Source organism: Amycolatopsis mediterranei, from assembly GCF_026017845.1.
In the GTDB taxonomy this organism is placed as follows: domain Bacteria; phylum Actinomycetota; class Actinomycetes; order Mycobacteriales; family Pseudonocardiaceae; genus Amycolatopsis; species Amycolatopsis mediterranei.
On sequence record NZ_CP100416.1, the window covers coordinates 5,763,548 to 5,789,518 of the forward strand.

The 25,971-nt window shown below is 71.8% G+C and carries 23 protein-coding genes; 8 read left to right on the forward strand and 15 right to left on the reverse strand.

What is annotated here, in order from left to right:
- Window positions 1-299 precede the first annotated feature (299 nt).
- On the forward strand, window positions 300-3,113 hold the full coding sequence (locus ISP_RS25805) for an aconitate hydratase (protein ID WP_013226785.1): 2,814 nt from the start codon (window positions 300-302) through the stop codon (window positions 3,111-3,113).
- Between the two features lie 58 nt (window positions 3,114-3,171).
- On the opposite strand, the gene ISP_RS25810 is transcribed toward ISP_RS25805, so the two are convergent.
- Window positions 3,172-3,876 (reverse strand): MgtC/SapB family protein, encoded by a 705-nt coding sequence (locus tag ISP_RS25810; RefSeq protein WP_013226786.1) that lies wholly within the window; start codon window positions 3,874-3,876, stop codon window positions 3,172-3,174.
- 201 nt (window positions 3,877-4,077) lie between these two features.
- The gene (locus ISP_RS25815) at window positions 4,078-4,932 is read right to left on the reverse strand and encodes an alpha/beta fold hydrolase (RefSeq protein ID WP_013226787.1); all 855 of its coding nucleotides are present in this window, start codon (window positions 4,930-4,932) and stop codon (window positions 4,078-4,080) included.
- Window positions 4,933-5,023: 91 nt separating this feature from the next.
- Between ISP_RS25815 and ISP_RS25820 the strand changes: the two genes are divergently transcribed.
- Window positions 5,024-5,602 carry a TetR/AcrR family transcriptional regulator gene (locus tag ISP_RS25820; RefSeq protein ID WP_013226788.1) on the forward strand — a complete coding sequence of 193 codons (579 nt, stop codon included), beginning with the start codon at window positions 5,024-5,026 and terminating at the stop codon, window positions 5,600-5,602.
- A gap of 45 nt (window positions 5,603-5,647) precedes the next feature.
- On the opposite strand, the gene ISP_RS25825 is transcribed toward ISP_RS25820, so the two are convergent.
- The 7 genes from ISP_RS25825 to ISP_RS25855 form a co-directional block, all read right to left on the reverse strand.
- Window positions 5,648-7,252 carry an alpha/beta hydrolase gene (locus tag ISP_RS25825; RefSeq protein WP_013226789.1) on the reverse strand — a complete coding sequence of 535 codons (1,605 nt, stop codon included), beginning with the start codon at window positions 7,250-7,252 and terminating at the stop codon, window positions 5,648-5,650.
- Between the two features lie 139 nt (window positions 7,253-7,391).
- Window positions 7,392-7,814, reverse strand: a complete 423-nt coding sequence (locus ISP_RS25830) for a nitroreductase/quinone reductase family protein (RefSeq protein WP_013226790.1) — start codon at window positions 7,812-7,814, stop codon at window positions 7,392-7,394.
- A 46-nt stretch (window positions 7,815-7,860) separates the two neighbouring features.
- Complete coding sequence (egtD, locus tag ISP_RS25835; protein ID WP_013226791.1) at window positions 7,861-8,838, reverse strand: L-histidine N(alpha)-methyltransferase; 978 nt, start codon at window positions 8,836-8,838, stop codon at window positions 7,861-7,863.
- Window positions 8,835-9,590, reverse strand: coding sequence for an ergothioneine biosynthesis protein EgtC (gene egtC / locus ISP_RS25840; RefSeq protein WP_014467182.1), 756 nt, complete (start codon window positions 9,588-9,590; stop codon window positions 8,835-8,837). The genes egtD and egtC overlap by 4 nt, the downstream gene beginning before the upstream one ends.
- Before the next feature lie 4 nt (window positions 9,591-9,594).
- Window positions 9,595-10,932 (reverse strand): ergothioneine biosynthesis protein EgtB, encoded by a 1,338-nt coding sequence (egtB, locus tag ISP_RS25845; RefSeq protein ID WP_013226793.1) that lies wholly within the window; start codon window positions 10,930-10,932, stop codon window positions 9,595-9,597.
- The gene (gene egtA / locus ISP_RS25850) at window positions 10,929-12,188 is read right to left on the reverse strand and encodes an ergothioneine biosynthesis glutamate--cysteine ligase EgtA (RefSeq protein WP_013226794.1); all 1,260 of its coding nucleotides are present in this window, start codon (window positions 12,186-12,188) and stop codon (window positions 10,929-10,931) included. Before egtA ends, egtB begins: the two co-directional genes overlap by 4 nt.
- Before the next feature lie 122 nt (window positions 12,189-12,310).
- Window positions 12,311-13,237, reverse strand: coding sequence for a LysR family transcriptional regulator (locus tag ISP_RS25855; RefSeq protein ID WP_013226795.1), 927 nt, complete (start codon window positions 13,235-13,237; stop codon window positions 12,311-12,313).
- Between the two features lie 119 nt (window positions 13,238-13,356).
- Here ISP_RS25855 and ISP_RS25860 point away from each other — a divergent pair, with 119 nt between their 5' ends.
- Window positions 13,357-14,550, forward strand: coding sequence for a Glu/Leu/Phe/Val dehydrogenase dimerization domain-containing protein (locus ISP_RS25860; RefSeq protein WP_013226796.1), 1,194 nt, complete (start codon window positions 13,357-13,359; stop codon window positions 14,548-14,550).
- Here the strand turns inward: ISP_RS25860 and pip are convergent.
- From pip to ISP_RS25885, 5 genes are all read right to left on the reverse strand, one after another.
- Window positions 14,540-15,487, reverse strand: a complete 948-nt coding sequence (pip, locus tag ISP_RS25865) for a prolyl aminopeptidase (protein WP_013226797.1) — start codon at window positions 15,485-15,487, stop codon at window positions 14,540-14,542. The genes ISP_RS25860 and pip overlap by 11 nt on opposite strands.
- Before the next feature lie 79 nt (window positions 15,488-15,566).
- The gene (locus tag ISP_RS25870) at window positions 15,567-16,295 is read right to left on the reverse strand and encodes an ESX secretion-associated protein EspG (RefSeq protein WP_013226798.1); all 729 of its coding nucleotides are present in this window, start codon (window positions 16,293-16,295) and stop codon (window positions 15,567-15,569) included.
- Window positions 16,296-16,320: 25 nt separating this feature from the next.
- Window positions 16,321-17,697 carry a hypothetical protein gene (locus ISP_RS25875; RefSeq protein ID WP_013226799.1) on the reverse strand — a complete coding sequence of 459 codons (1,377 nt, stop codon included), beginning with the start codon at window positions 17,695-17,697 and terminating at the stop codon, window positions 16,321-16,323.
- Window positions 17,698-17,700: 3 nt separating this feature from the next.
- The gene (locus ISP_RS25880; RefSeq protein WP_235204768.1) at window positions 17,701-18,324 is read right to left on the reverse strand and encodes a DUF3558 domain-containing protein; all 624 of its coding nucleotides are present in this window, start codon (window positions 18,322-18,324) and stop codon (window positions 17,701-17,703) included.
- A gap of 2 nt (window positions 18,325-18,326) precedes the next feature.
- Window positions 18,327-18,728, reverse strand: a complete 402-nt coding sequence (locus tag ISP_RS25885; protein ID WP_013226801.1) for a hypothetical protein — start codon at window positions 18,726-18,728, stop codon at window positions 18,327-18,329.
- Window positions 18,729-18,912: 184 nt separating this feature from the next.
- On the opposite strand from ISP_RS25885, the gene ISP_RS25890 reads away from it, so the two are divergent.
- From ISP_RS25890 to ISP_RS25910, 5 genes are all read left to right on the forward strand, one after another.
- A complete protein-coding gene (locus tag ISP_RS25890; protein ID WP_013226802.1) occupies window positions 18,913-19,494 on the forward strand; it encodes a TetR/AcrR family transcriptional regulator in 582 nt (193 codons plus the stop codon).
- 210 nt (window positions 19,495-19,704) lie between these two features.
- A complete protein-coding gene (locus ISP_RS25895; protein WP_013226803.1) occupies window positions 19,705-21,042 on the forward strand; it encodes a hemolysin family protein in 1,338 nt (445 codons plus the stop codon).
- Window positions 21,039-22,082 carry a hemolysin family protein gene (locus ISP_RS25900; RefSeq protein WP_013226804.1) on the forward strand — a complete coding sequence of 348 codons (1,044 nt, stop codon included), beginning with the start codon at window positions 21,039-21,041 and terminating at the stop codon, window positions 22,080-22,082. The genes ISP_RS25895 and ISP_RS25900 overlap by 4 nt, the downstream gene beginning before the upstream one ends.
- The gene (locus ISP_RS25905; RefSeq protein WP_013226805.1) at window positions 22,079-22,960 is read left to right on the forward strand and encodes a hypothetical protein; all 882 of its coding nucleotides are present in this window, start codon (window positions 22,079-22,081) and stop codon (window positions 22,958-22,960) included. Before ISP_RS25900 ends, ISP_RS25905 begins: the two co-directional genes overlap by 4 nt.
- Window positions 22,961-23,076: 116 nt before the next feature.
- Window positions 23,077-25,161 carry a hypothetical protein gene (locus ISP_RS25910; RefSeq protein ID WP_013226806.1) on the forward strand — a complete coding sequence of 695 codons (2,085 nt, stop codon included), beginning with the start codon at window positions 23,077-23,079 and terminating at the stop codon, window positions 25,159-25,161.
- Here ISP_RS25910 and ISP_RS25915 read toward each other — a convergent pair.
- On the reverse strand, window positions 25,158-25,937 hold the full coding sequence (locus ISP_RS25915; RefSeq protein ID WP_013226807.1) for an aldo/keto reductase: 780 nt from the start codon (window positions 25,935-25,937) through the stop codon (window positions 25,158-25,160). The two genes, ISP_RS25910 and ISP_RS25915, sit on opposite strands and share 4 nt — an antisense overlap.
- Window positions 25,938-25,971 lie beyond the last annotated feature (34 nt).

Consider the following 25,971-nt stretch of genomic DNA (forward strand, 5'->3'; position numbering starts at 1 on the left):
CCAGCGCACACCGCGTGTCACTGCAGTCACACCACTATCACAAGCCTCAGCGGAAACTTACACAACGTAGGCACCAATTCCCCTCATTGAGGGACCCCCGCATCGGATGGCGCAGCCCATACCGCGTGTCGTCTTGAACCCCAAACAGGACACGCGTACTGTTTGAACCACCGCGAGGTGTGCCATCCCGCATCCGGTCCTACGGTGGGGGTGCGCAAGACTCGCCCCACCGAACCGACCGAACTGACCCGGGACTCCTCTGCCGCGACGGAGCGGCGTCCCCGCCACTGGAGTTAGACGTGACCTCACCCGCCAGCAAGGACAGCTTCGGCGCCAAAGACACGCTGAAGGTCGGCGACGCCTCGTACGAGGTGTTCCGCCTGAACAAGGTCGAGGGCGCCGAGCGGCTGCCCTACAGCCTCAAGATCCTGCTCGAGAACCTGCTGCGCACCGAGGACGGCGCGAACATCACCGCCGACCACATCCGTGCGCTCGGCTCGTGGGACCCGAACGCCGACCCGTCGATCGAAATCCAGTTCACGCCGGCCCGCGTGATCATGCAGGACTTCACCGGCGTCCCGTGCGTCGTCGACCTCGCCACCATGCGCGAAGCGGTCACCGACCTGGGCGGCGACCCCGACAAGGTCAACCCGCTGGCCCCGGCCGAGCTGGTCATCGACCACTCGGTGATCATCGACGTCTTCGGCCGCCCGGACGCCTTCGAGCGCAACGTCGAGATCGAGTACGAGCGCAACCGCGAGCGCTACCAGTTCCTGCGCTGGGGCCAGGGCGCCTTCGACGAGTTCAAGGTCGTCCCGCCGGGCACCGGCATCGTGCACCAGGTCAACATCGAGCACCTCGCCCGCACGGTGATGTCCCGCAACGGCCAGGCCTACCCCGACTCCTGCGTCGGCACCGACTCGCACACCACCATGGTCAACGGCCTGGGCGTGCTGGGCTGGGGCGTCGGCGGCATCGAGGCCGAGGCCGCCATGCTCGGCCAGCCGGTGTCGATGCTCATCCCGCGCGTCGTCGGCTTCAAGCTGACCGGCGAGATCCCGGCCGGCGTCACCGCCACCGACGTCGTGCTCACGATCACCGAGATGCTGCGCCGCCACGGCGTGGTCGGCAAGTTCGTCGAGTTCTACGGCGAGAGCGTCGCCGAGGTGCCGCTGGCCAACCGCGCCACCATCGGCAACATGAGCCCGGAGTTCGGCTCCACCGCGGCGATCTTCCCGATCGACGAGGAGACCGTCCGCTACCTCAAGCTGACCGGCCGCTCGGCCGAGCAGGTCGCGCTGGTCGAGGCCTACGCCAAGGAGCAGGGCCTCTGGCACGACGCGTCGCGCGAGGCGGCCTACTCCGAGTACCTCGAGCTGGACCTCTCGACGGTCGTCCCGTCGATCGCCGGCCCGAAGCGCCCGCAGGACCGCATCGAGCTGACCGACGCGAAGTCCTCGTTCCGCAAGTCGATCCACGACTACGTGGACGGCGAGGACGCCACGCCGCACACCAAGATGGACGAGGCTTCGGAGGAGTCCTTCCCGGCCAGTGACGCCCCGTCGCTGTCGTTCGCCGAGGACGACGCCGCCCCGGTCACCAGCTCGGCCGCGAACGGCGCGTCGGGCCGCCCGACCAAGCCGGTCAAGGTCTCGACGCCGGACCGCGGCGAGTTCGTGCTCGACCACGGCGCCGTGGTGATCGCCTCGATCACCTCGTGCACCAACACCTCGAACCCGTCGGTCATGCTCGGTGCCGCGCTGCTCGCGCGCAACGCCGTGGACAAGGGTCTCGCGGTGAAGCCGTGGGTGAAGACGTCGATGGCGCCGGGCTCGCAGGTCGTCACCGACTACTACACCAAGGCCAACCTGTGGCCGTACCTGGAGAAGCTGGGCTACCACCTGGTCGGCTACGGCTGCACCACCTGCATCGGCAACTCCGGCCCGCTCTCGGACGAGATCTCAGCGGCGATCCAGGAGAACGACCTCACCGCGGTCTCGGTGCTCTCGGGCAACCGGAACTTCGAGGGCCGGATCAACCCCGACGTGAAGATGAACTACCTCGCGTCGCCGCCGCTGGTCATCGCCTACGCGCTGGCCGGCACGATGGACTTCGACTTCGCGAACCAGCCGCTGGGCCAGGACACCCAAGGCAACGACGTCTTCCTGAAGGACATCTGGCCGACGGCCAAGGAGATCCAGGAGACCATCGACCACGCGATCACGCAGGAGATGTTCACCAAGGACTACGCGGACGTCTTCGACGGCGGCGAGCGCTGGAAGTCGCTGCCCACCCCGGAGGGCAAGACCTTCGAGTGGGACCTCGAGTCCACCTACGTGCGGAAGCCCCCGTACTTCGAGGGCATGACGCCGGAGCCGGCCCCGGTCACCGACATCACCGGCGCACGCGTGCTGGCGAAGCTGGGCGACTCGGTCACCACCGACCACATCTCCCCCGCCGGCGCGATCAAGCCGGGCACCCCGGCCGCGCAGTACCTGACCGAGCACGGCGTGGAGAAGAAGGACTTCAACTCCTACGGCTCCCGGCGCGGCAACCACGAGGTGATGATCCGCGGCACGTTCGCGAACATCCGGCTGCGCAACCAGCTCCTCGACGACGTCCAGGGCGGCTACACCCGGGACTTCACCGTCGAGGGCGCTCCGCAGGCGTTCATCTACGACGCAGCCCAGAACTACGCGGCGGCGGGCACCCCGCTGGTCGTGCTGGGCGGCAAGGAGTACGGCTCGGGCTCGTCGCGTGACTGGGCGGCCAAGGGCACGTCGCTGCTGGGCGTCCGCGCGGTGATCACCGAGTCGTTCGAGCGGATCCACCGGTCCAACCTGATCGGCATGGGCGTCATCCCGCTGCAGTTCCCGGCGGGCGAGTCGGCCTCCTCGCTCGGCCTCGACGGCACCGAGACGTTCGACATCGCGGGCATCACGGCGCTGAACGACGGCGACACGCCCCGCACGGTGCACGTCACCGCCACCAAGGCGGACGGCACCAAGGTCGAGTTCGAGGCGGACGTCCGCATCGACACCCCGGGCGAGGCGGACTACTACCGCAACGGCGGCATCCTGCAGTACGTGCTGCGGAAGATGACGCAGGTGTAGGGGTTCCGCGTTTTCGGAGGGCCTCCCCGCTCGGTGAGCGGGGAGGCCCTCTTCGTTCTCACGCCGGGACGGCCACCCAGCGCACACTCGACACCGCCGGCTCCAGCGACAACCGCGACACCGCCGCTTCCATCTGGGCGTCGTCGCGCTGGTCGCCGATCAGCTCGGCGCGGACCTCGACCGTGCGGTTCTCCCGGTCCGTGCTCAGCACCGACAGGAGCCGGAAGTCCGTGCGCGTCAACGCCTGCACGAGCAGCGCCCGCACGTGGGCCTCGGCCTCGTCGCGGGTCACCGCCTGGAACTCGTACCGCGCCGGGGTCTCCTCACCCGCGTCGGGACGGCGGTCCACCACGCGGCCGAGCGGGCGCAGCACCACGTTCACCCCGACCACGACGGCGGTGCCGGCCGCCGCGACCGCGTACAGCCCGGCTCCGGCGAGGGCGCCGACCGCGGCCGAGCACCAGAGCGTCGCGGCGGTGTTGAGGCCCCGGACGTTGAGGCCGTCGCGCATGATGACCCCGGCGCCGAGGAACCCGATGCCCGAGACGATCTGCGCGGCCACCCGGGTCGGATCGGCGTCGCCGCTCGAGGCCAGCCCGCCGAAACCGTGGGCGGACAGCAGCACGAACAGCGTCGCCCCGACGGCGACGAGGGCGTTGGTGCGCAGCCCGGCCATCCGGGCGCGGAACTGGCGCTCGACCCCGATGACGGCACCCAGGCCGACGCCGGCACCCACGCGCAGCAGCATTTCGAAGATGGTCATTTCCGGCTCTTTTCCGGCGTGCGCGCACTGCCGGACAGGGGGCGACCGGACTCAGCCCCGCCGGAAACCTCCGGTGAGCGCGCGCCCGGCCGTCCGAGGACTGTCCGCTGGCATGTGCCGCTCACCTCGCTTCCCGTGTTCGTGGTTGATCAACTCTCCCACTGTAGCGCCAGGTCCTGGCCCTGGCGCCTGTGATGGTCGCTACGCCCAGTGCCGGCGCAGGTGCGGCACGAGGTCTTCGGGACGCTCGTCGGGGAAGAACAGCTTGGCTCCAGGCACCTCGACGACCTCGGTGACGCCGGGAACCGCGTCGCGGAACCGGTAGGCCCACTCGACACCGAAGTTCGGGTCGCCCGTCCCCCAGACGAGCAAAGTCGGCACCCGGAACTCCTTGAGCAGCGGCTCGATCGCGTCCAGCTCCTCGCCGCGGACCGACGTCAGCAGCCGCTCGAACTCCCGCGCCGCCTCGAGCGTGCCGCCGACCGGCCGGACGAAGGCGGCCAGGACCTCGTCGGACAGCTGTTCGGGGTGCTCGTAGCCCCCGCCGAGCGCAGCGGTTCGCGCCCGCTCGGGGTCCGCGGCGAGCTGGACCAGCAGCGGCGCGAGCTTCCCGCGTTCGGCCAGCTCGACGACCGGGCGGAACGACTCCGGCGGCAGGTTGCCCCGGGTGTCGCAGTTGGTCAGGGTGAGCGTCCGGACCCGGTCGGGGTGGTGCGCGGCGAAGACCTGCGCGACCGCGCCGCCGGTGTCGTTGGCGACCAGGTCGACCGTGCCGAGTTCCAGCGACTCGCAGAAGTCTTCGAGCAGCCGGGCGAGGCCGTTCAGGCTGAGGTCCTGCGCGGGCGTCACCGGCGAGGCACCGTGTCCCGGCAGGTCGGGCGCGACGCACCGGCGCTCCCCCGCCAGCTCGGTCATCACCTTGCGCCACAACAGGTTGTTCGTTCCCACGCCGTGCACGAAGAGCGCCACCGGCCCTTCGCCGACGTCGGTGTAGCTCACGTCGCCGGACGCCGTCGACACGCGTCCGCGCTGGTCCTCCCAGGTTCGCAAGTCCATCGGTAGAGTCCCTCCAGAAGTAAACCGACTGACGGTCTAGTATGAACAGACCGACAGTCGGTTTGTCAACGACGGAGGCTGCCGAACCCGCATGAACAAGAAGATCGACCGGGGTCAGGCGACCCGCGAGCACCTCGTCGCGGTCGCGACCGGCCTGTTCACCGAGCACGGTTACGACGGCACGTCGATCGAGGCCGTTCTGCGGGCCGCCGACGTCAGCCGCGGCGCGCTCTACCACCACTTCCCCGGCAAGGACGCGCTCTTCGCGGCGGTCCTGGACACCGTCTACGAGCGGGTCGGCGCGGACGGCGCGCGAGCCGTCGAGGGCATGACCGACCCGATGACGGCCTTGCGTGCAGCGTGTCTCGCCTGGATCCGGAGCACCCGCGATCCCGTCGTGCGGCAGGTGATGCTCATCGACGCGCCGGCGGTGCTGGGCTGGCAGCGGTGGCGGGAGATCGACGAGGAACGCACGCTCGGCGGGATCAAGGCGGCGCTGCGGCGGGGCGGCCGGATCCCGGCGGCGCGCGTGGACCTCTTCGCGCACGTGCTGCTCGCCGGGATGAACGAGATCGCGATGCTGGTCGCCCGCGCCGACGACCACGCGAGCGCCGCCGCCGAAGCGGAAGCGGCCGCCGGGGACCTGCTGGACCGCTTGCTGGGGACGTGAAACGGGCCGGGGCGACAGTGTCACCCCGGCCCGTTTTCCTTGCTGCTACGGGGTTTCGAACGGCTGGACGTTCGGCTGGAACACCTGTCCGTTCGCCGGCACCTTGAGGTCGGTCAGGTAGTCGGCCACGGCCTTGTCCACGCCCAGGGCGTCACCCAGGATGCAGTGGCCGAAGGCGTCGACCGACAACAGGCGGGTGTTGCCGAGTTCGGCCGCCATCCGCTGGGCGAACCGGTACTGCGTCGCCGGGTCGTAGTAGTTGCCGACCACGACCACCGGGACGTCCGTCTTGGCCCGCCACGGCCCGCGGTAGGCGTCCGGCTCCTTCGCCGGCCACACCGGGCAGGCCGCCGTGTCGGAGAACACCTGGTAGCGCCCGAAGGTCCGCGATTCGCGCTCCCACTTCGCGGCGATGTCCGGCACCTGGTCCTGCTTGATCCGGAACGGCTTGTCCGCGCAGTTGACCGCGAAGTACGAATCGTCGCTGGTGTACGGACTGTCCGGGTTCTGGTCGGCCAGGCCCTGCTTGCCCGCGGTGAGCACCTTGAGCTGTGCGGCCTGCAGTGCCTGCGTCTGCGCGCCCGCCGGGTGGATCGCGGCGTAGAGCGCCTGCAGGTCCTGGGCCAGGCCCGTGAACCGCGCCGGCGAATACAGGGCACTCGACACGCCGCCGGTGAACTGGCTGATGTCGAGCGGGTCGGCTCCCGGGAGGGTGATCGGCTGCTTGCGCAGGTACTCGCGGAGCTCGTCGAACTTCGCCCGCGGGTCGCCGTCGCTGAACGCGCACTTCGCGCCCACCTGATCACAGCGCTTCAGGAACCCGTCCAGGGAGATTTCGAACCCCTGCGCGCGCTCGCGGTCGTACTGCACGCCGTCACTGGTGCGCAGCGCCGGGTCGACGTTGCCGTCGATCACGATCGCCCGCGACTGCTTCGGGAACATCGACGTGTACGTCGAGCCGATCAGGGTCCCGTACGAGAAGCCGACGTAGGTCAGCTTCCGGTCGCCGACCGCCGCGCGCAGGGTGTCGAGGTCGCGCACGACGTCCTTGGTGGACATGTGGTTCAGCAGCGAACCGGCGTTGTTCTTGCAGAACCGGCCGTAATCGCGGTAGCCGGCCAGTGTCCGCGAAATTTCGGTGCGCGACAGCGGCACCCCGACCAGGGCACCGAACACCTCGTCCGCGTCCTCCTGCGTGGTGAAGCAGCGCAGCGGGTTGCTCTCGCCGACCCCGCGCGGGTCGAAGCCGATGAGGTCGAAGCGGTCGAGGACCTGCGGCTGGAAATAGTACTGGCCGTAGATCGGCATCGTCAGGCCCGAACCGCCGGGGCCGCCCGGGTTGAGGAACAGCGAGCCGACGCGGGAGGCGGGCGTGCGGGCGGCCCGTTTGAGCAAGGCGATGTCGATGGTGCCCAGCGAGGCGTTGTCGTGGTCGATCGGCACGCGGTAGCGCGCGCAGCTGTAGAACTTGACCTGGTCCGCGGGCACGCCGGCGAGGGTGTCGCTCGAGCAGGTGCCCCAGGCGACGGCCGGGGTCGCGCCGACGACGGCGGGTTTGACCGCCGAGTCTTCGGCCGCGGCGGCGGTCCCGGCCGGCCCGGCCAGCCCCACGCCGGCCACGAGCGCCCCCACCAGTGCGAACGACCGCACCCGGCTCTGTGTGGATCTCGGCAAGACGGTTCCTCCCTAGGTGAGGCACTACGCCGCGAGATCACGACGTCACGGCGTCTTACCGGGGAGACTGGCACAAACCGGTGAATCCCGGCACCGGCCGAACGGATGGTGGAACTTATCGGGCCACCCGCGTGAGAACGAAAACCGGCAACGGCCGGGCGGCCTCGCGCTGCTCCATCGCATAGCCCGGCCAGAACGCGAGCAGCTCGCCCCACATCCGCTCGTACTCCTCGCCGTGCAGCTCCCGGGCGACGACGTCGACCGGCTTCCCGGCCAGTGCCACCGCGCACTTCGGGTTCGCCCGCAGGTTGAGCGCCCACGCCGGGTCGTGCTGACGGCCCCAGTTGGACGCCGTCAGCACGAACTCGCCGCCACGCGGGTAGTAGAGCAGGTTGGTGCTGCGGAGCAGCCCGCTCTTGCGGCCGGTCGTCGTCAGGCGCAGGGACGGCAGCCCGGCGAGCGCCACGAGGCTCACCCGGCCGCCGAACGCCTTGTGCAGTTTCTGGTCCGCCCACACGACGAACCGGGCCGTGCGCATCAGCCACGGTCTCGTGCCGACGGCCCGGGCGAGCGCCCGGAGAGGATTAGCCACGCACGGATCTTGCCAGGCTCACCCCGAACCGCTGCTGGGAGTCGGTCCACCAGTGCTCGAGGGCGAAGCCGGCCGCCGCCAGCTCCGCCTCGACGCCGCTCGGGCGGAATTTGGCCGAGATCTCCGTCCGGATGTGTTCTCCGGCGGCGAAGGCCACCGTGAGGTCCGCGCCGGGGATCTCGACGGTCAGGGCGCGGCGGGCCCGCAGGCGCATCTCGATCCACTCGTTTTCCGCGTCCCAGTACGAGACGTGCTCGAACTCGTCGGGGTCGAAGTTCGCTCCGAGGCGGGCGTTGATCACCCGCAGCACGTTCTTGTCGAATTCCGCCGTGACGCCGGCCGCGTCGTCGTAGGCCCGTTCGAGAATGCCCGCGTCCTTGACCAGGTCGGTGCCGAGCAGCAGCCACTCCCCCTCGTCCAGGACCTCCCGGACCGAGCGGAGGAAGACCGCGCGCTCGGCGGGCAGGAAGTTGCCGATCGTGCCGCCGAGGAAGGCCACCACCCGGGGCTGGCCGCCGGGCAGCAGCTTCAGGTGCTGGGTGAAGTCGCCGACGACCCCGCGGACGGTCAGGCCCGGGTAGTCCTTCGAGATCGCCTCGGCCGCTTCGGCCAGCGCGGATTCGGACACGTCGAGCGGGACGAACGCCTCCAGCGTGCCGTGCGCGGTCAGCGCGTCGAGCAGGAGCCGGGTCTTCTCGCTCGATCCCGAGCCGAGTTCGACGAGCGTGTGCGCGCCGGTCAGCTCGGCGACGTCGCCGGCGTGCGCGGCCAGCACCTCGCGCTCGCTGCGGGTGGGGTAGTACTCCGGCAGCTGGGTGATCTTCTCGAACAGCTCGCTGCCGTCGGCGTCGTAGAACCACTTGGGCGGCAGCCACTTCTGCGCCGCGCCGAGCCCGGCGACGACGTCCGCGCGCAGTTCCGCGGTGACGGCGTCGCCGGAGCGGTGGTGGTCGAGATCGACTTCGGTCATGACGGCTCCTGGGTGAGGGGAAGCAGGTCGACGCCGGCCGCGGTGGCGCGCACGGCGTGGTGGTCGGGGACGGGCCGCCAGCGCGGGTCGCCGTCGAGGGGTTCGGACGCCAGCAGCACGCCGGCCGGGGTCTCCAGCACGGACAGCGCGTGCGTCCAGGTGGTGCCGATCAGCGTTTCGCCGTCGGTGAGCAGGAAGTTGAGCCGGGAGCCGGGTGCGGCCGCCTCGACGGTGGCGGTCAGCGCCGCTACCGCCGTCAGCGGGTCCTCCCCCGTGGCCAGCCGGGCCCGCAGCAGGGCCCAGAGCACGACCGAATCCGTCGGCGCCTCCAACGTCAGCAACTCGGTGACCGGCAGGGTCTTGGCCAGTTCGGCCAGCGAGTCCGGGTAGCCGCGGACGACGCCGTTGTGGCTGAACAGCCAGCGTCCGGCGGTGAACGGCGCCGCAGCCGCCTCGGTCACCGGCAGGCCGGTGGTGCCGTTGCGGACCGCGGCGACGAACGCGCCCGCGGTCACCGCCGCGGCCAGCGGCGGCAGCGTCTCGTCCGTCCACAGTGGAGTCGAACGGCGGTGGCGCAGCGGCGGCGAGCCCGGGCCGGGGTACCAGCCCAGCCCGAACCCGTCGGCGTTCACCGAGCCACCGCCGCGCATGTCCGCCGGGGCGTAGGACTGCACCAGCAGCGAATGCGGGGCGCGGAAGAGCACCTCGGCGGGCGAAAGCGGCTCGCCGAGGTAGCCGATGTGGCGGCACATGCGCCTACCCCACCTCGCCGGGGGCCGCGTCGCGGGCGGTGCGGAAGCCGGCGAAGATCTGCCGCCGGATCGGGTAGTCCCAGTTGCGGAACGTGCCCCGGATCGCCGCGGAGTCCGTGCCGAACGACCCGCCGCGCAGCACCTTGTACTCGGGGCCGAAGAACACCTCCGAGTACTCCCGGTACGGGAAGGGCGCGAAGCCCGGGTAGCCGTGGAAATCGGTCGAAGTCCACTCCCAGACGTCGCCGATCAGCTGGTGCACCCCGGTCGGCGACGCGCCGGCCGGGTATGCGCCTGCCGGCGCCGGGCGCAGGTGCCGCTGGCCGAGGTTGGCGTGCTCGGCCGACGGTTCTTCGTCGCCCCAGGGGAACCGGCGCGACCGGCCGGTCGCCGGGTCGAACCGGGCCGCCTTCTCCCACTCCGCCTCGGTCGGCAGCCGCCGCCCGGCCCACGCCGCGTAGGCCTCGGCCTCGTGGTAGGAGACGTGCACGACCGGCTCGTCGGCGGAGATCCGCTCGTACACGCCGAACCGGGTGCGCCACCAGCCGTCCTGCTCGCGCTTCCAGAACCGCGGCGCGGTGATGTCGTTTTCGCGCAGGAAGGCCCAGCCGGCCGGGCTCCACCAGCGCTCGTCGGCGTAGCCGCCGCCGTCGAGGAACTCGGCGTAGGCCCCGCACGTCACCGGCACGGTGTCCATCCAGAACGCCTCGACGGCGAGCTCGTGCGCCGGGCGCTCGTTGTCCAGCGCCCACGGCTCGGCCGACGTGCCCATGGTGAACACGCCGCCCGGCACCAGCACCTCGGCCGGCAGGGTGCCCGACCGCGCGGGCGGCGGCTCGGGCGCGTGCAGCACCGGGTCGCCGCGGCGGAGCTGGTGGGTGGCCAGCATCGTCTCGTCGTGCTGCTGCTCGTGCTGGGTGATCATGCCGAAGGCGAACGCCTGCTCGGTCAGCCGCCGGCCCTCCATCGGCGCGTGCTCCAGCACGTCGAACGCCTTCTCCCGCACCTGCTTGACGTACGCACGCGCTTCGGCCGGGCCGAGCAGCGGCAGCTCCGGCCGGTCGGCGCGGGCGTGCTGGAAGGCGTCGTAGATGTCGTCGATGTCCGGCCGCAGCGGTTCCCGGCCGCCGACGTCCCGGACCAGCCACAACTCCTCCTGGACACCGATGTGCGCCAGGTCCCAGACCAGCGGCGACATCAGCTTGGAGTGCTGGCGAACCAGGTCTTCGTCGTCCACGGCGTCGGTCAGCGCCACGCTGCGCGCCCGCGCCCTGGTCAGTGCTTCGGCGGCCCGGGCGCGCAGGTCCTGCTCGCTCAGGTCACCCAGTGCTTCCGTGCTCATGCTTCACTCCTCGATCGGTACGCGCGCCCCTGCACGCTCTCGCTGATCTCGGTGATCGACTCCTCCGCCAGCCCGGTCGCGCCCAGCTCGGCGCAGCCGAGGTCGGCCAGGGCCGCCGCGACGGCCGCCAGCTCCGGATCGGCCAGGCCGCGCCGCGCCGCCGTGGTCCACCGGTCCGCGACCGGCGCGCAGACCTCGCGCACCTTCTCGACGGTGGCGGGCCGGGCGAGCAGCGCGGACACCAGGGCGACCGGAGCCAGCCACTCGTCCGGCGGTTGCGCATCGAGGTACCGGATCTCCAGGTACCCCTGCGGGCGGACCGGCGTGAACATGGTCGTGAGGTGGTAGTCCAGGTCCGCCACCGTCGGCCTCGGCAGCAGGGCGCCCGCCCCCCGGCCGTCGATCCAGTCGGCGAACGTCAGCCCCTCCGGCGCGTCCCACGGCCGGTCGCCGCGGGGCAGCACCATCAGGGGGACGTCCATCAACCGCCCGGCCCACTCCCTCGCCGGATCGCCCGCCACGGCGGCCGTGCGCGTGCGCACCGCTTCCGTGTCGTGCACCGCCAGCCAGCGGGCGGAGGCGTGCCCGGTGTCGCGCCCGGCGTGGACGCGGGAGTTGGCGAAGAGGGCGAGCAGCGGCGGCCCCATCGCGTGCGCGGCCGCCCACCGCGCGGCGTAGTGCTCGGGCTCCCCCGCGTCGAGACAGACCTGCAGGCCGGCGGTGCTGCACATCATCGTGAGGCCGCCGGGACCGATCGGCGCGAACCGCCGCTCCATGGCCGCGTACCGCGGCGTGCGCAGGAGACGGCGAGGCGCGCGGTGGGCGTCGATGCCCGATTCGCCCAGGACGAGACCGTGCCGGGCGAGGCGGTCGCGCAGGTGGTGGAGGTCGGCCGTGACGGCTGCGTCGAGCTCACGCAGCGAGGCCTGGGGAAGAGCGGAAATCTCGACCTGGCACCCGGGCTCGAGGCTCACGGGTGAGCCGGCCGGGAGCGGCGAAGCGGGACTATCGGGGCGGAGCGTCCGCGGGGTGTGCGGACCCAGCGCCGTGGCGAGGACATCGGGATCGAGGGGTCTGGCCGGGTCGTCGGCATGGTGCACGGTGAACTCCAGCTCGACGCCGGTCAGGCGAGGTGGCCCGTGCTTGAAACACACCGATGCGACGTACGCCTCGCCGGCCGCGCGGTCCGCCAGGACCCGCGCGGTGCGGTTCGACGCACTACCCGACTTCTCGGGGAAATCGTGCACCGCTTGCATGTGTCGTTCCTGTTCCGTGTGTGGGGAACTTCTCGCCTTCGGACGCTACACGCGGGGTACGACAAATTCAGGCCGGATCTTGCGCACCGGGAGGCGATCACCACTTCGTAAGAAGTGCCTGATCAGGGCAAAGCCGGTTCGGTGCCGAGTCCGAGCTCGGCCGCGGAAGCGCGCACGGCGTCGATCACCAGGTGCAGCGCGGGCCGCCGGAACGCGGTGCGCCGGTAGGCGATCGACACCGTCCGCAGCAGCGGCGTGGTGAGCGTGACGACGTCGATCCCGGGCGGCCGCAGCAGCCGCAGACCGAGGTCGGACACGAGGGTGATGCCCAGCCCGGCGCCGACCATCGCCATCGCCGTCGACTGCTCTTCGACCTCGTGGTTGATCTTCGGCGCGAAGCCGTGCCGCTGGCAGGCGGTGCGCATCGCCCGGCCGAAGTGCGACTTGGCGCCGGCCAGGATCCACGGGTGCTCGGCGAGGTCGTCCAGCGCCGCCGCCCCCGACGGCACGGCGCCCCGCGGCACCGCCGCGTGCAGCCGCTCCACGGCGACGACCGCGCGTTCCAGCCCGGCGTCCCACGTCGTCGGCGCGTCCGAGTATTCGATCACGAACGACAGGTCGAGCGCGCCGTCGCGGACCGCCTCGGCGGTGTCCTCCGGGGCCAGCTCGCGGGTGCGCACCTCGATGCCGGGGTGCGTGCCGGCCAGTGCGGTCAGCGCCGTCGGCAGCAGCCCGGAGGCCACCGACGCCCACACCCCGGCGGTCAGCCGGACCGTGCGGGCTTCCTGGGCCTCCTCCAGGGCGAGGGTCGCGCGCTCGACCGAACCGAGGATCTCCTCGGCGTGCTCGGTCAGCAGCGTGCCCAGCTCGGTCAGCTGGACGCGCCGGCCGAGCCGTTCGAACAGCTTCGCGCCGACGTCCCGCTCGAGCTGCGCGAGCTGCTGCGACACCGCCGAAGCGGTGTAGTGCAGCGCGGCGGCCGCCGCGGTCACGGTGCCCCGGCGGTGCAGCTCGCGCAGCATCCGCAAGCGGTGCAACGAAAGCTCCATACACAAAACTTAAACGAGATCGTGCAGCAGCGTTAAATGGACGGGCGGGCCACCCGGGGCGCACGCTCGTGGTGGCGGTCACGAGGCCGCCCCGGACTTCCCTGGAGGTGAGTGGCCCGATGACCCCCGTCCCGCCGCTGATGCGGCTCACGTGGACCGATCCCGTGACCGGTGCGAACGGCTACCTGGTCGTGCACAGCCTGGTCTCCGGCGTCGCCACCGGCGGCACCCGGATGCGGGCCGGCTGCACGATGACCGAGGTCGAGGACCTCGCCCGGGGCATGGCCGACAAGACCGCGACGTTCAACCTGCCGGTCGGCGGGGCCAAGGGGGGCATCGACTTCGACCCGAAGGATCCGCGCGCGTTCGACGTGCTGAAGCGCTTCTGCGCGTTCCTGCGGCCGTGGCTGGACGCGCACTGGGTGACCGCCGAGGACCTGGGCGTGCCGCAGCACCTGATCGACTCGGTGTTCGCCGAGCTGGGGCTGGAGCAGTCGTACCACGCGGCGATCCGCCGTTCGGCCGATCCGGCGCGGACCCTGCGCCGGGTGCAAGCGGGCCTCAACGCCCCGGTCCCCGGCGGGTTGCTGCTCGGCGATGTCGTCGGCGGCTACGGCGTGGCGCAGGCGTGCCTGGGCGTCGCGGCGGCGTGGGAGTGGACCGTGCGCGAAACGACGGTGGCCATCCAGGGCATCGGCACCATGGGCGGCGGCGCGGCCTGGTACCTGCACGAAGCGGGGGTGAAGGTGGTCGCGATGGCCGACGCCGCGGGCACCCTGTACGACCCCGCCGGCCTCGACGTCCCGGCGCTGCTCGACCTGCGCGACCGCTTCGGCGAAGTGGACCGGTCGCGGCTGCCCGCCGGCGTCCGCTCGCTGCCGCGCGAGACGATCGTCGGGATCGACGCGGACATCTTCGTGCCGGCCGCGATCTCCTACGCGCTGCGGCCGGACAACGAGAGCGCCGTGCAGGCCAAGGTGGTCGTCGAAGCGGCCAACGCGGCGACGACGCCGGAAGCGGAGGCCGCGTTGTCGGCCCGCGGGGTCGCGGTGGTGCCGGACTTCGTCGCCAACGCGGGCGCGGCGGCCTGGGCGTGGTGGCTGCTGCTGGGCGAGGTCGGCGCGGACCCGGCCGACTCGTTCCTGCGGCTGCGCACCGAAATGCAAGCGAAGATCGCGCTGCTGCTGGCGGAGTGGAACATGGACCGGTTGCCGCTGCGCCGGACCGGGCTCCGGCTGGCCGAGACCAACCGGGCCGTGCGCGCCGAAGCCGCGCTCACCCCGGAAGGCGAGCCGGCGCTGCTCATCCCCTGAGCGCGAAGCGGTCGGTCGCGCCGATCAGGACCTCCTGCATCGACGCGGCCGACACCGTGTGCCCGACGTCGTCCAGCATCACCAGTTCGCTGTCCGGCCAGGCGTGGTGCAGCAGCCAGGGCGTGCCGACGAGGTTGTTCGTGTCCAGCACCCCCTGCGCCAGCACCGCGGGGATGCCGGCGAGCTTGCCGGCTTCCCGCAGGATCTCGCCGTCCTCGAGGAACGCGCGGTTGCTGAAGTAATGCGTGACGAGCCGCGCGAAGCAGAGCCGGTACGCCGGATCCTCGAAGACGTCGGACGGCGGCACGCCCGGCAGCATCGCGTCCTCCCAGGCGCACCAGTCCTTCGCGGCCCGGTGGTGGACGGCGGGATCCGGGTCCATCAGCAGCCGGTGGTAGGCCGCGGACAGGTCGCCGTCGCGCTCGCTTTCCGGCACGCCTTCGCGGAACTTCGCGAAGCCGTCCGGGAAGTACGCGCCGAGGCCGCGGATGAGCATCTCGATTTCGATGAAACGGTCGGTCGCCAGGCCCATCAGGACGATTTCGCTGACCCGCTCGGTGTGGCGCAGCGCGTAGGTCAGGCTGAGCACCGAGCCCCAGGAACCGCCGAACAGCAGCCACTTTTCGACGCCGAGGTGGGTGCGGAGCCGTTCGAAGTCCGCGACCAGGTGATCGGTGGTGTTGGCCGACAGGTCGGCGACCGGGGCGCCGGCGTGCGGGGTGCTGCGCCCGCAGCCGCGCTGGTCGGCCAGGACGATCCGGTAGCGCGCGGGGTCGAAGAAGCGGCGGACGTTTTCCGAGCAGCCGGAGCCGGGGCCGCCGTGCACCACGAGCGCGGGTTTCCCGGCCGGGTTTCCACAGGTCTCCCAGTAGATCTCGTGTCCGTCGCCGACGTCGAGCAGGCCGTGCTCGTAGGGTTCGATCGTGGGGTAGAGCATCAGCGCGTCCTTCCGCCGGGAGATGCAACAGCGCTGTCACGTTAGCGCCGGAAGCTGCCCTCGCGCACCGCCTTTTCGATCAGCCCAGCGTGCCGGCCAGCTCGGTGAGCGTGTCAGCCAGCTCCTGCGGGCCCGCCGGCCCGATGTGGATGACGGCGTCGTCGCCCGAGCCGGCGGTGTAGCTGAGGTAGCGGCCCCAGTCGGTGTCGGCGTAGTGCAGCGGCTGCTGCAGGCAGGTGTGGCGGCCGACGTCGTCGCGACGGCCGACGTAGAGCTCCCCGCTGCCCGAGACCGGCCGCTGCACGAGGCTGACGACGTCGGCGACGGCCGGGTCGAGCGGGTAGGCGGCCTGCCCGCGGCGGGCCGCCTCGGTCAGGTCCGCCACCCGCACGGTGCGCGGCCGCCCGCCGCCGGCCCCCACCGGCGGCAGCTGCTCGACGAGGGACTCGGCGAGCCGGTTCCGGTCGATTTCCTGCACCCCGACGTGCGTCCCGTCGGAGACGGCCAGGACCGCCTGCAGTCCCTTCGCGGCGGCGAGCACACCGTAGGTCCGGCCGCCGGTGCCGACCCAGCCGTAGCACTCCCGCGCCGGGCTGACCAGCAGCGGGAGCCAGTCGAGGAAGTCGACGGTGGCCCGGCCGCGGGCATCGATCAGCCCGGCCTCGACGAGCGCGGCATCGACCCGCTTGCCGGCTTCTTCCCGCTCGTCGTCCGAGAGCCACAGCGGCTCGGGGCGCAGGGTGAGGTGGAGCTGGCCGACCTGTTCCCGTTCGGCCAGCGCGGCCAGCGCCTCGACCGGAACGTCCACCCGGCCTGTTGCCACGTCCACCCGCCTACTCGCCGATGACCGGCGGACTGGTCCGCTGGTCGGTGCCGAAGATCGCGTCCGGGTCCGCTTCGATCAGGAAGTCCGGCCGCTGGTGCTCGTCGTCTTCCTCGCCCTCGCCGCGGCGGCCGCCGGGGCCCATCGGCCCCATCTGCCCGCCACGCCCGGCAGCCGACCGAGCGGCGGCCGCCTCCGCGGCGGCGGCGTTGCCGAGGCTGCCCATGCCGGAGCCGGAGCCGCGGCCGAGCCCGCGCTCGCCTGCGCCGCCGGACCCGCTGCCGTTGCCCGTCCCGCTGCCACTGTTACTGCCGCTGCCACTGCCCGATCCGGCGCCGCCTCGGCCGGTCGGGTCGAGGAGCCGGCCGCCGGCGTTGCCGCTGTTCGGGCCGCGTCCGCCGGTGCTGGAGTAGGGGTCGTTGGGGTTCAGGGAGTTCTGGCCGTAGTTCTGGCCGCCACCGGTCCCGGTGGGGTAGAAGTCGACCCCACCGAGGGTGGGCGGCGTCTTGCCGGGCTGGTCGGTGGTCTGTCCGGGCCGGGTCGGCACGGTGGGGACGGTCGGGCGGCCGGAGCCGGTCGTGTGGGTGTCGTCGCCGCCGGTGCTGCCGGTTCCCCCGGTCCCTCCTGTGCCGCCGGTCCCTCCTGTGCCGCCGGTCCCCCCGGTACCGCCTGTACCACCCGTTCCCCCGGTCCCGCCGGGCTTGTCGCCACCGCCGGTGTGCGTCGTGTCGACGCTGGTGGTCGAGGTGTGGTCGCCGCTGCCGGGATCGCCACCGGGGTGCTCCGGCAGCCACCTGCTCCGGTCGGTCGGTTCGTTGATTTTGCCGGGGCCGTCGGGGGTGTTCACCGAGATGGCGGCGCCGTCGGCCTCGAGGACGCCGTAGTCGGTCGGGAGCGCGGCCCGCGTGCCGCTGGTGACGTTGCTGTACTGGTCCATGACGCGGACGTTGGTCTCGTTGGCCGCGTTGTACTTGGCCATGCCCTCTTGGTAGTTGTCGATGTCGTCCTTGGCCATGAACGGCCCGGCGATCGGGATGGCCGCTTTGAGCCCGGTGGTCCAGGGGTTGGGCTTGTCGGGCTTCGGTGGCACCTCGACGACGCTGCTGCTCGAGGAGTCGAAGACGGAGGCCTGGGTGTCGACGGAAGCCTTGGTCATGTCGAGGGGTGCGGCGGTCTCGGCGAAAGCCTGCTCGAGCGGGCCGGCCCCGGCGTTCGCCGCGTCGGCGGCGTTACCGGTCCACGCCTGCTTCATCCGCTCCTGCAGGGACTTGATGCCCTGAGCACGATCCAGATAGGCCGACGAAAGGTTCGAGACCTCATCCGCGGCGTTGCGCAAGCCGGTCGTGTCGCCCTGTGTGAAGTTCTCGTAGATCTGCTTGCCGTCCACTCGTCATGCCCCCTTGAGTGTGGTGATGATCGAGGCCGCCACCTTCTGGGCCGCGGCGCAAGAATCCTCCGCGCCTTCGTACCCGCCGGAATACACACCGACCACGAGGTCATCCGCGACACCGACATCAATGCTGCAGTTGCCGATCGGGCGCCGGTCGCGCTTGTCGATGTAGATCGCCGGGTAGCCCTCCACGGCGGGGGCGGGCTCGAGGAACGGGAACTGGCCGCTTTCGTGCGCGCCGTACAGCCCGGCCAGTCCTCCGGCGCCCCGGTCACGGTTCCCGGTGCCGATGATGACCTGCATGCTCACGCCTTCGCCGGAGATCTTCCAGCCGCACCCCGGCCCGGCCGCGCCGAATCCTTCGTCCTGCAGCTGGGTGTGCCCCGGGTCCGTGAACCGCAGGGAAGACAACACCGTACCCGGCACGATGTCACAGGGCTTCGAGACGTACTTCGAGACGTCGAGCGGCGTGGCCACCTTCGGCACGGCAGGGTCGGCGGACGGGTTGGATGACGCCGATCCACTCGGCACCGGCGTCGCCGTCCCGGTCTTCTCCGGGGAACACCCCGCGAGCAACAGTGCAGCGGCCACGACACCGACCGTGACGCGGGCAAGCAGGCGCACGGTCACACCGTCCGGAACGGGTCGGCCATGCCTTGGTCGGTCGCGACCGTCTTCGTCTGGGCTTCCTTGAGCTTCTTCACGTAGTTCTGCACGTACTTGAGCATCGAGTCGTTCTGCGTCTGGAGCGCCGAGAGGGAGTCCATGGTCGTCGAGACGTAGCCATCGCTGACGGTGTCCTTGCCCGGGGCCTGCACCATGTCGATGATGGACCGGATCCGTTCCTTGTCGTCGACGATCTTGTCCAGTTCCGCTTCCCAGAGGCCGATCACCGAGGCGAGCTCCTCGGGATCCATCTCGAACCGGCCGCCCCCGCCGCCACCGCCGCCGTAGACGCGGCCGCGCTCACCGAGGATGTCGCCACCCCAGACCGCCTGGACCGCCTGCCCGGCCTCACCGATGATCACGCCGCACCTTCCCCTCAGCTCACCCACCGTGATGGGGCAAACCTTAGCCAACCGTCTCACTTCGTGTCAGCGAATCGCCGCAACGTTCAGACGGTGGGGGGCACGGGCCGGTTCCCGGGCACTCCGGGTCACAGTACGTACGTACGGATTGCGAGATGCCGGTCCGCGGTGCCAGGATTTCAGGATGCCACGCGTAAGCCAGGATCACCTCGACGCACGCCGGCGCCAGATCCTCGACGGCTCGCGAGTCTGCTTCGCGCGCTACGGCTATGAAGGTGCCACAGTCCGGCGCCTGGAGGAAGCCACCGGTCTCTCCCGCGGGGCCATCTTCCACCACTTCCGGGACAAGGAGTCGCTCTTCCTCGCCCTCGCCGAGGACGACGCCCTCCGGATGGCCGACGTCGTCGCCGAACAGGGGCTTGTCCAGGTGATGCGCGACCTGCTGGCCGGCGGGGACCACCCGGCCGACTGGCTCGGGACGCGCCTGGAGGTGTCCCGGCGGCTGCGCACCGATCCCGAGTTCCGCGCCCGCTGGGCCGAACGGTCCGAGCAGCTCACCACCGCCACCCGGCTGCGGCTGCTGCGGCAGCGGGAGGCCGGGAACCTGCGCGACGACGTCGACGTCGACGTCCTGACCGCGTTCCTCGAGCTCGTCCTCGAAGGACTCGTCTCGCACCTGGCCATGGGACTGCCCGCCGCCGGGCTGGGGCCGGTGCTCGACCTCGTCGAAGAAACCGTGCGGCGGCACCGGCCCGGCGCCGCCTGATCCGCAGATGAGCGCACCGACACACCGGTCACGCCAGCGGCGGACGCCGGGGACACGTTAAGATTGTGCGCATATCCGCAGTACACGCCGATTTCCCGCTAGGAGTGACCGTTTCGTGCGCGCAGCGCAGTCACCCGGTGACAGTACCGGGCCGGGTGACCGACCCGGCTGTCCGATAGGTTCATCCCCCGCCGCCCGGGCGGGTACGGAATGATCCAGATCCTCTTCGCCGTCTTCGGTGTCCTCCTCTTCGTGCTGCTGACGGTCGGCACCGGGCTCGCGGTCGCGGCCGAGTTCTCGCTGACCGCGCTCGAACGCAGCACCGTCGACGCCAATGTCCGCCAGGTCGGCGACCGCCGCGCGCTGACCGTGCAGAAGGCGCACCGGACGCTGTCGTTCCAGCTCTCCGGCGCCCAGGTCGCGATCACGCTGACCACGCTGATCACCGGTTACCTGGCCGAGCCGCTGATCGGCGAGCTCGTCCGGCCGCTGCTGACCGGCCTCGGTCTCCCGGCCGGGTTCGCCGCGGGCGCGTCGATCGTGGTCGCCCTGGTCCTGGCGACGTCGCTGTCGATGATCCTCGGCGAGATGGTGCCGAAGAACCTGGCGATCGCCCGGCCGCTGCCGACCGCGCGCGCCGTCGCCGGCTACCATTCGCGGTTCTCCTCGCTGTTCCGCTGGCTCATCACGCTGATGAACAACAGTGCGAACTTCCTCGTGCGCAAGTTCGGCGTCGAGCCGCAGGAAGAGCTGCGATCCGCGCGTTCGCCGCAGGAACTGGGCTCGATCGTGCGGTCCAGCGCCGAAAGCGGCACGCTCGACACGTCCACCGCGGAGCTGCTGGATCGCTCGCTGCGGTTCGGCGAACGCACCGCGGAAGAGCTGATGACCCCGCGCGTGCAGCTCGAATCCCTCGCCGTCGACGACACCGTGCAAGACCTCATCGAGATCTCCCGCCGCACCGGCTTCTCGCGGTTCCCGGTGCACGCCGAGGACCTCGACGACGTCCGCGGCGCCGTGCACGTCAAGCAGGCCTTCGCCGTGCCCGCCGCCGACCGGGCCGCCGTGCCGATCGGGTCGGTCATGCGGCCGGTGCCGACCGTGCCCGAGTCCCTGCCCGGTGACGACCTGCTGCTGCGCCTGCGCGACTCGCGCTTCCAGCTCGCCATCGTCGTCGACGAGTACGGCGGCACGGCCGGGCTGGTGACCCTGGAGGACGTCGTCGAGGAGATCATCGGCGACGTCCGCGACGAGCACGACGAGCGTGAGGCACCCGCGTCGCAGCAGGTCGGGGCGGACAGCTGGCTGGTGTCCGGGCAACTGCGCGCCGACGAGGTCACCGGCGTCACCGGGTTCCGGATGCCGGACGGCGACTACGAGACCATCGCCGGGCTGATCCTCGAGCGGCTGGGCAAGATCCCCGCCGAGGGGGACGCCACCGAGGTCGACGGCTGGCTGCTCACCGTGACCACGATGGACAAGCGCCGGATCGCCGAGGTCGAGGTCGCCCCGGTCCGCGCGGCCCCGGAACCGGAGGTGGCCTCGTGACCGACTGGCTGAACATCGCTCTCGTCGTGGTCCTGCTGCTGGCCAACGCCTTTTTCGTCGGCGCGGAGTTCACGCTGATCTCGTCGCGGCGAGACCGGCTCGAAGCCCTCCTGGAGCAGGGCAAGACGCGCGCGCAGATCGTCATCAACGCGAGCAAGCACGTGTCGCTGATGCTCGCCGGCGCCCAGCTGGGCATCACCATCTGCTCGCTGCTGCTCGGCCGCCTCGGCGAGCCCGCCATCGCGCACCGGCTGTCGGCCGCCTTCGACCTGCTGGGCCTGCCCCAGGCGCTGCTGCACCCCATTTCGTTCGCCATCGCGCTGGCGTTCATCACCGTGGCGCACGTGCTGATCGGCGAAATGGTCCCGAAGAACCTCGCCATCGCCGAGCCCGAGCGGCTCGCGCTGTGGCTGGTGCCGGCGCACGTGGGCTGGGTCAAGCTGGCCCGGCCGTTCATCTGGCTGCTGAACTTCGTGGCCAACTCGCTGCTGCGCGCGTTCCGCGTCGAGCCGAAGGACGAGCTGGAGACGGCCTACACGTCCGACGAGCTGGCCGAGCTGCTCAGCGAGTCCCGCCGCGAGGGCCTGCTCGACCAGTCCGAGCACCAGCGGCTCGCCCAGACGCTCTCGTCGGTGCAGAAGACCGTCGCCGACGTGCTGGTGCCCACCGCCGAGCTGACCACGCTCCCCTGCGGGCCGACCGTCGGCGAGGTCGAGAAGGCCGTTTCGTCCACCGGGTTCTCGCGGTTCCCGGTGTGCACCGACGACGGGCGCCTGACCGGCTACATCCACGTCAAGGACATCCTCGACCTGGCCGGGCAGGACCCGAAGACGACCGTGCCCGCCTCGAAGACGCGCGCGCTCACCGAACTGCGCGCCGACGCGCGGCTCGACGTCGCGCTTTCGGCCATGCGCAAGGAACGCAGCCACCTCGCGCGAGCGCTCGACGCCGACGGCAACGCGGTCGGCGTCGTCGCGCTGGAAGACCTCGTCGAGGAGTACGTGGGCACGGTGCGCGACGGCACCCACGTCGGCGCATGACCGGCGTCGAGGTGCTCGCCGAGCCGGACTGGCTGGCCCGGGAGGCGGCGCACGGCACGCGGATGCGGCGCTGGACCGGCCCGCACCAGCAGCGGCGGTCGCGCGGCGAGAAGCACCCGGTGCTGGACTTCCTGTTCACCTACTACTCGTACCGGCCGTCGCACCTCGAGCGGTGGCAGCCCGGGCCCGGCGTCGCGCTCGCCGGGCCCGCGGCGCGGCGGTTCCTGGACCGCAAGGGGTACGTCGAAACGCCCGAGGGCGTCGTGCTGGATCCCGCCGGGTTCGGCGAGGGCAAGGTGCGGACGGCCGAGTTCGTCCTCGGCCTGCTGACCGCGACGGCGTCGCGCGCGCCCCGGCTGAGCTGCTTCGGGCTGCACGAGTGGGCCATGGTCTACCGCGAGCCCGCCGATTCGATCCGGCACGACCAGGTGCCGCTGCGGCTGGGTTCGGCGGGCACCGACGCGGTCGTCGAGTCACTGGACATCCGCTGCGGGCACTTCGACGCGTTCCGCTTCTTCACGACGCCGGCGCGGCCGCTCAACGAGCTGGCGCCGTCGAGGGAGACGCAGATCGCACTCGAGCAGCCGGGGTGCCTGCACGCGAACATGGATCTGTTCAAATGGGCGTACAAGCTCGACCCGTTCGTGCCCGCGGAGCTCGTGGCGGACTGCTTCGAGCTGGCGGTCGAGATCCGGACGCTGGACATGCGGGCGAGCCCGTACGACCTGGCGTCGTGGGGCTATCCGCCGGTGCGGATCGAGACGGCGGCGGGCCGGGCCGAATACGCCAGGGCCCAAGGCGAGTTCGCCCGCCGGGCGGCGCCGCTGCGTCATCGCCTGATTGCGCATTGCCATCGCCTGGTCAGCGCAGCACCCTGAGCGCGACCCACTGTGAGTCAGATTATTCTCTCACCGATACTCACCTGTTAGGGTGATAACGGTTTGATTGCATAGCAGCGCGTGCTTGGCATGCGCTCACCCCGAAAGGATGACCGATGGGGCGACACTACCGGGACGACGCGCCGGTGCCGCACCCTCAGGACCGCGCGCCCAGCGTGCCCGCCGAGGGCCGCAGCGAGGCTTCCGGCGCTTTCCGCACCCCGGGCCGCAGCTCCATCTCGGACGCCTTCGGCATCGCGGGCCGTGGTTCCGCCGCCCGCACCCCGGGCGAGTCATCCGGATCGGTCTTCTTCACGGAGGGGGCGGAGGCGCCCGGCTTCCCACCCGTGCAGGGCGAAGCGCACCCCGGCGCCCGGCGAGGCGAGGCCTCGGGTTCGTATCCGGCCGCGGGCCGGGGCGAATCCACCGTGACCCGCGCCCCGCGGCGCGGAGAAGCTTCGGGCTCGTACCCGGTCACCGCCGGCGATTCGACCGTGACGCACGCGCCTCACCGCGGCGGGGCCTCCGGTGCCTACCCGGTCACGAGCAGCGAAATCACCACGACCCTCTCGCGCCGAGGGGAAGCTTCCGGCGCTTACCCGGTCACCGGCGGCGAAGCCACCGCCGCTCGCCGAGGGGACGCGCCAGGCGCTCGCCCGGTCGCCCACGGCGAAACCGCGACTCGCGTCGGCCGCCGAGGAGAGGCTTCGGGCGCCTACCCGGTTGCCGACAGCACCACTGCCGCCCGCCGCGGCGAGACCTCGGGTGCCTACCCCGCCGCCGCTCGCCGCGATGACGCCTCCAGCGCTCGCCCGGTCCCCAACGGCGAAACCACCGTCGGCCGCCGAGGGGAAGCCTCGGGCGCCTACCCGGTCACGACCAGCGAACCCACCGTCGGCCGCCGTGGCAACGCCTCCGGCGCCCACCCGGTCACAACCAGCGAACCCACCACCGGCCGCCGTGGCGACGCCTCCGGCGCCCACCCCGCCGCTACCGGCGAAACCACCGCCGCTTACGCCACCGCCGCCGGGAGCGCCGGCACCCCGACCCGCTCGCGTCGCAAGGGCGGCGACCGCTCGGCGCCGGACCGCATCGAAGCCCCCGGCTCCGGCAGAGCCACCCGTGCTTCCCGCCGGGCCGGCGCCTCCGGTGCCCACCCGGTCGCCGACCCCGCCGCCCCAGCCGTCCCTGGTGGAGCGCCCGGCGCCTCCCCGGCCGGATCCCCCGCTCCCCGCTCGCGCCGCAAGGGCGGCAAGGCCGCCGACCGCCACCCCGAGTCGGCCGCCGAACGGACCGAGGTCATCGCCCGGCCGGACGACGATCTCGCCGCCCGCGGCGAAGCGCCCGGGTCTCCCCACGTCCTCGACCGGGCCGACGACACCGGCGCCCGGGCCGCCCGCGGCGAAGCCCGCATCCTCGACCGGGGCGACGACACCAGCCTCCGGCCCGGCGACCGCAGCGACAGCACCGGCCCCGAGCGCAGCGAGAACACCGGTCCCGACCGCGCCGGCCGCAGCGACAGCACCGGCCCCCACCGCGCCGGCCGCAGCGAGGGCACCGGTTCGCACCGGATCGTCGGCAAGACCGCCGACGCCACCGGGTCGCACCGCATCGTCGGAAAAAAGGCTCCGCGCCGCCGGATCGCCGGCTGGCCGATCGCCTGTGCCGTCCTCGCCGTCCTCATCGGGCTCGGTGTCGTCGGCTGGAACTGGGCCGACAACGAGCTCAACAGCCGCGCCGAGGCGCAGGCCGCCAGCTGTGACGGCGGTACCACGCAGATGCGGATCGTCGTGACCCCGAGCGTGCAGAAGCCGGTCGCCGCCGCGGCCGACCGGTGGAACCAGGCCGCCACCGTCGTCCACGGGCAGTGCGTGCACGTCACGATCGAAGGCAAGCCGTCGGCGCAGGTGCTCGACGCGCTCGTCGGCCGGGCGAAGCTGGACTCCATCGGCGGGCTCCCGGCCGCGTGGCTGCCCGAATCGTCGTACTGGGTCAGCGAGCTCACCACCAAGAAGCCGGAGATGATCGGCTCGCCCGCGCAGTCGGTGGCGAACGCGCGCTCGGCGGACTACCCGTTCATCGGGCTCGCCGGCCAGGGCATCGACGACACCGCGCTGCGCGCCGCCCAGACCTTCCGCGAGTACCTGGAGCAGCCCGCTCAGCAGGCCGACTTCGCGGCCGCGGGCATCAAGTCCACCTAGACGCGGGTGCCGTTGTCGAGCTCGGCCACCACGGCGAGGTCGTCGTCGGCCAGTTCGAAGTCGAAGATCCCGAAGTTCTCGCGGATCCGGGTGGTGGTGGCCGACGCCGCCACCGCCACCGTGTCGTTCTGCAGGTGCCAGCGCAGCACGATCTGGGCCGGGGTCTTGCCGTACTTGGCGGCGAGCGCGGTGACCGTCTCGTCCGACAGCAGCGCGGCGTTCGCGGCCGGGCTGGCGGCGGCCGTGACGATGCCGCGCTCGGCGTGGAACTCGCGCAGGGGCAGCTGCTGCAGCCACGGGTGCAGCTCGATCTGGTTCACCACGGGCACCGAGCCGGTCGCGTCGATCAGCCGGCGCAGCTCGGAGACGCCGAACCCGGCGACGCCGATCGAGCGGGCGCGCCCGTCCGCGCGCAGCCGGCTCAGCGCCCGCCAGGTGTCGGCGAACGCGCCCTTCGTGCCCTCCAGCAGGCACAGGTCGACCCGGTCGAGCTGGAGTGCCTCCAGCGCCTGGTCGGCCGCCCGGCGGGCGGTGTCGTAGCCCTGGGCGGGCACGTGGACGCTGACGAAGAGGTCCTCGCGGGGCACCTCGGCCGCGGCGAGCACCGCGCCCACCGCCGTCTCGGTGCCCGGGATCGTGTCGATGCCGCGGTAACCGGTGTCGAGGGCGATGCGGACGGCCCGGCCGGTTTCGGCCGCGGACAGGCCCGCGACGCCGAACAGCAGCTGGGGGATGCGGACTCCGTCGGACAGGGCGAGCGAAGGCGGGACGGCCATCAACCGGTGATCCTCACTTCGGAAGCTGCGCGGA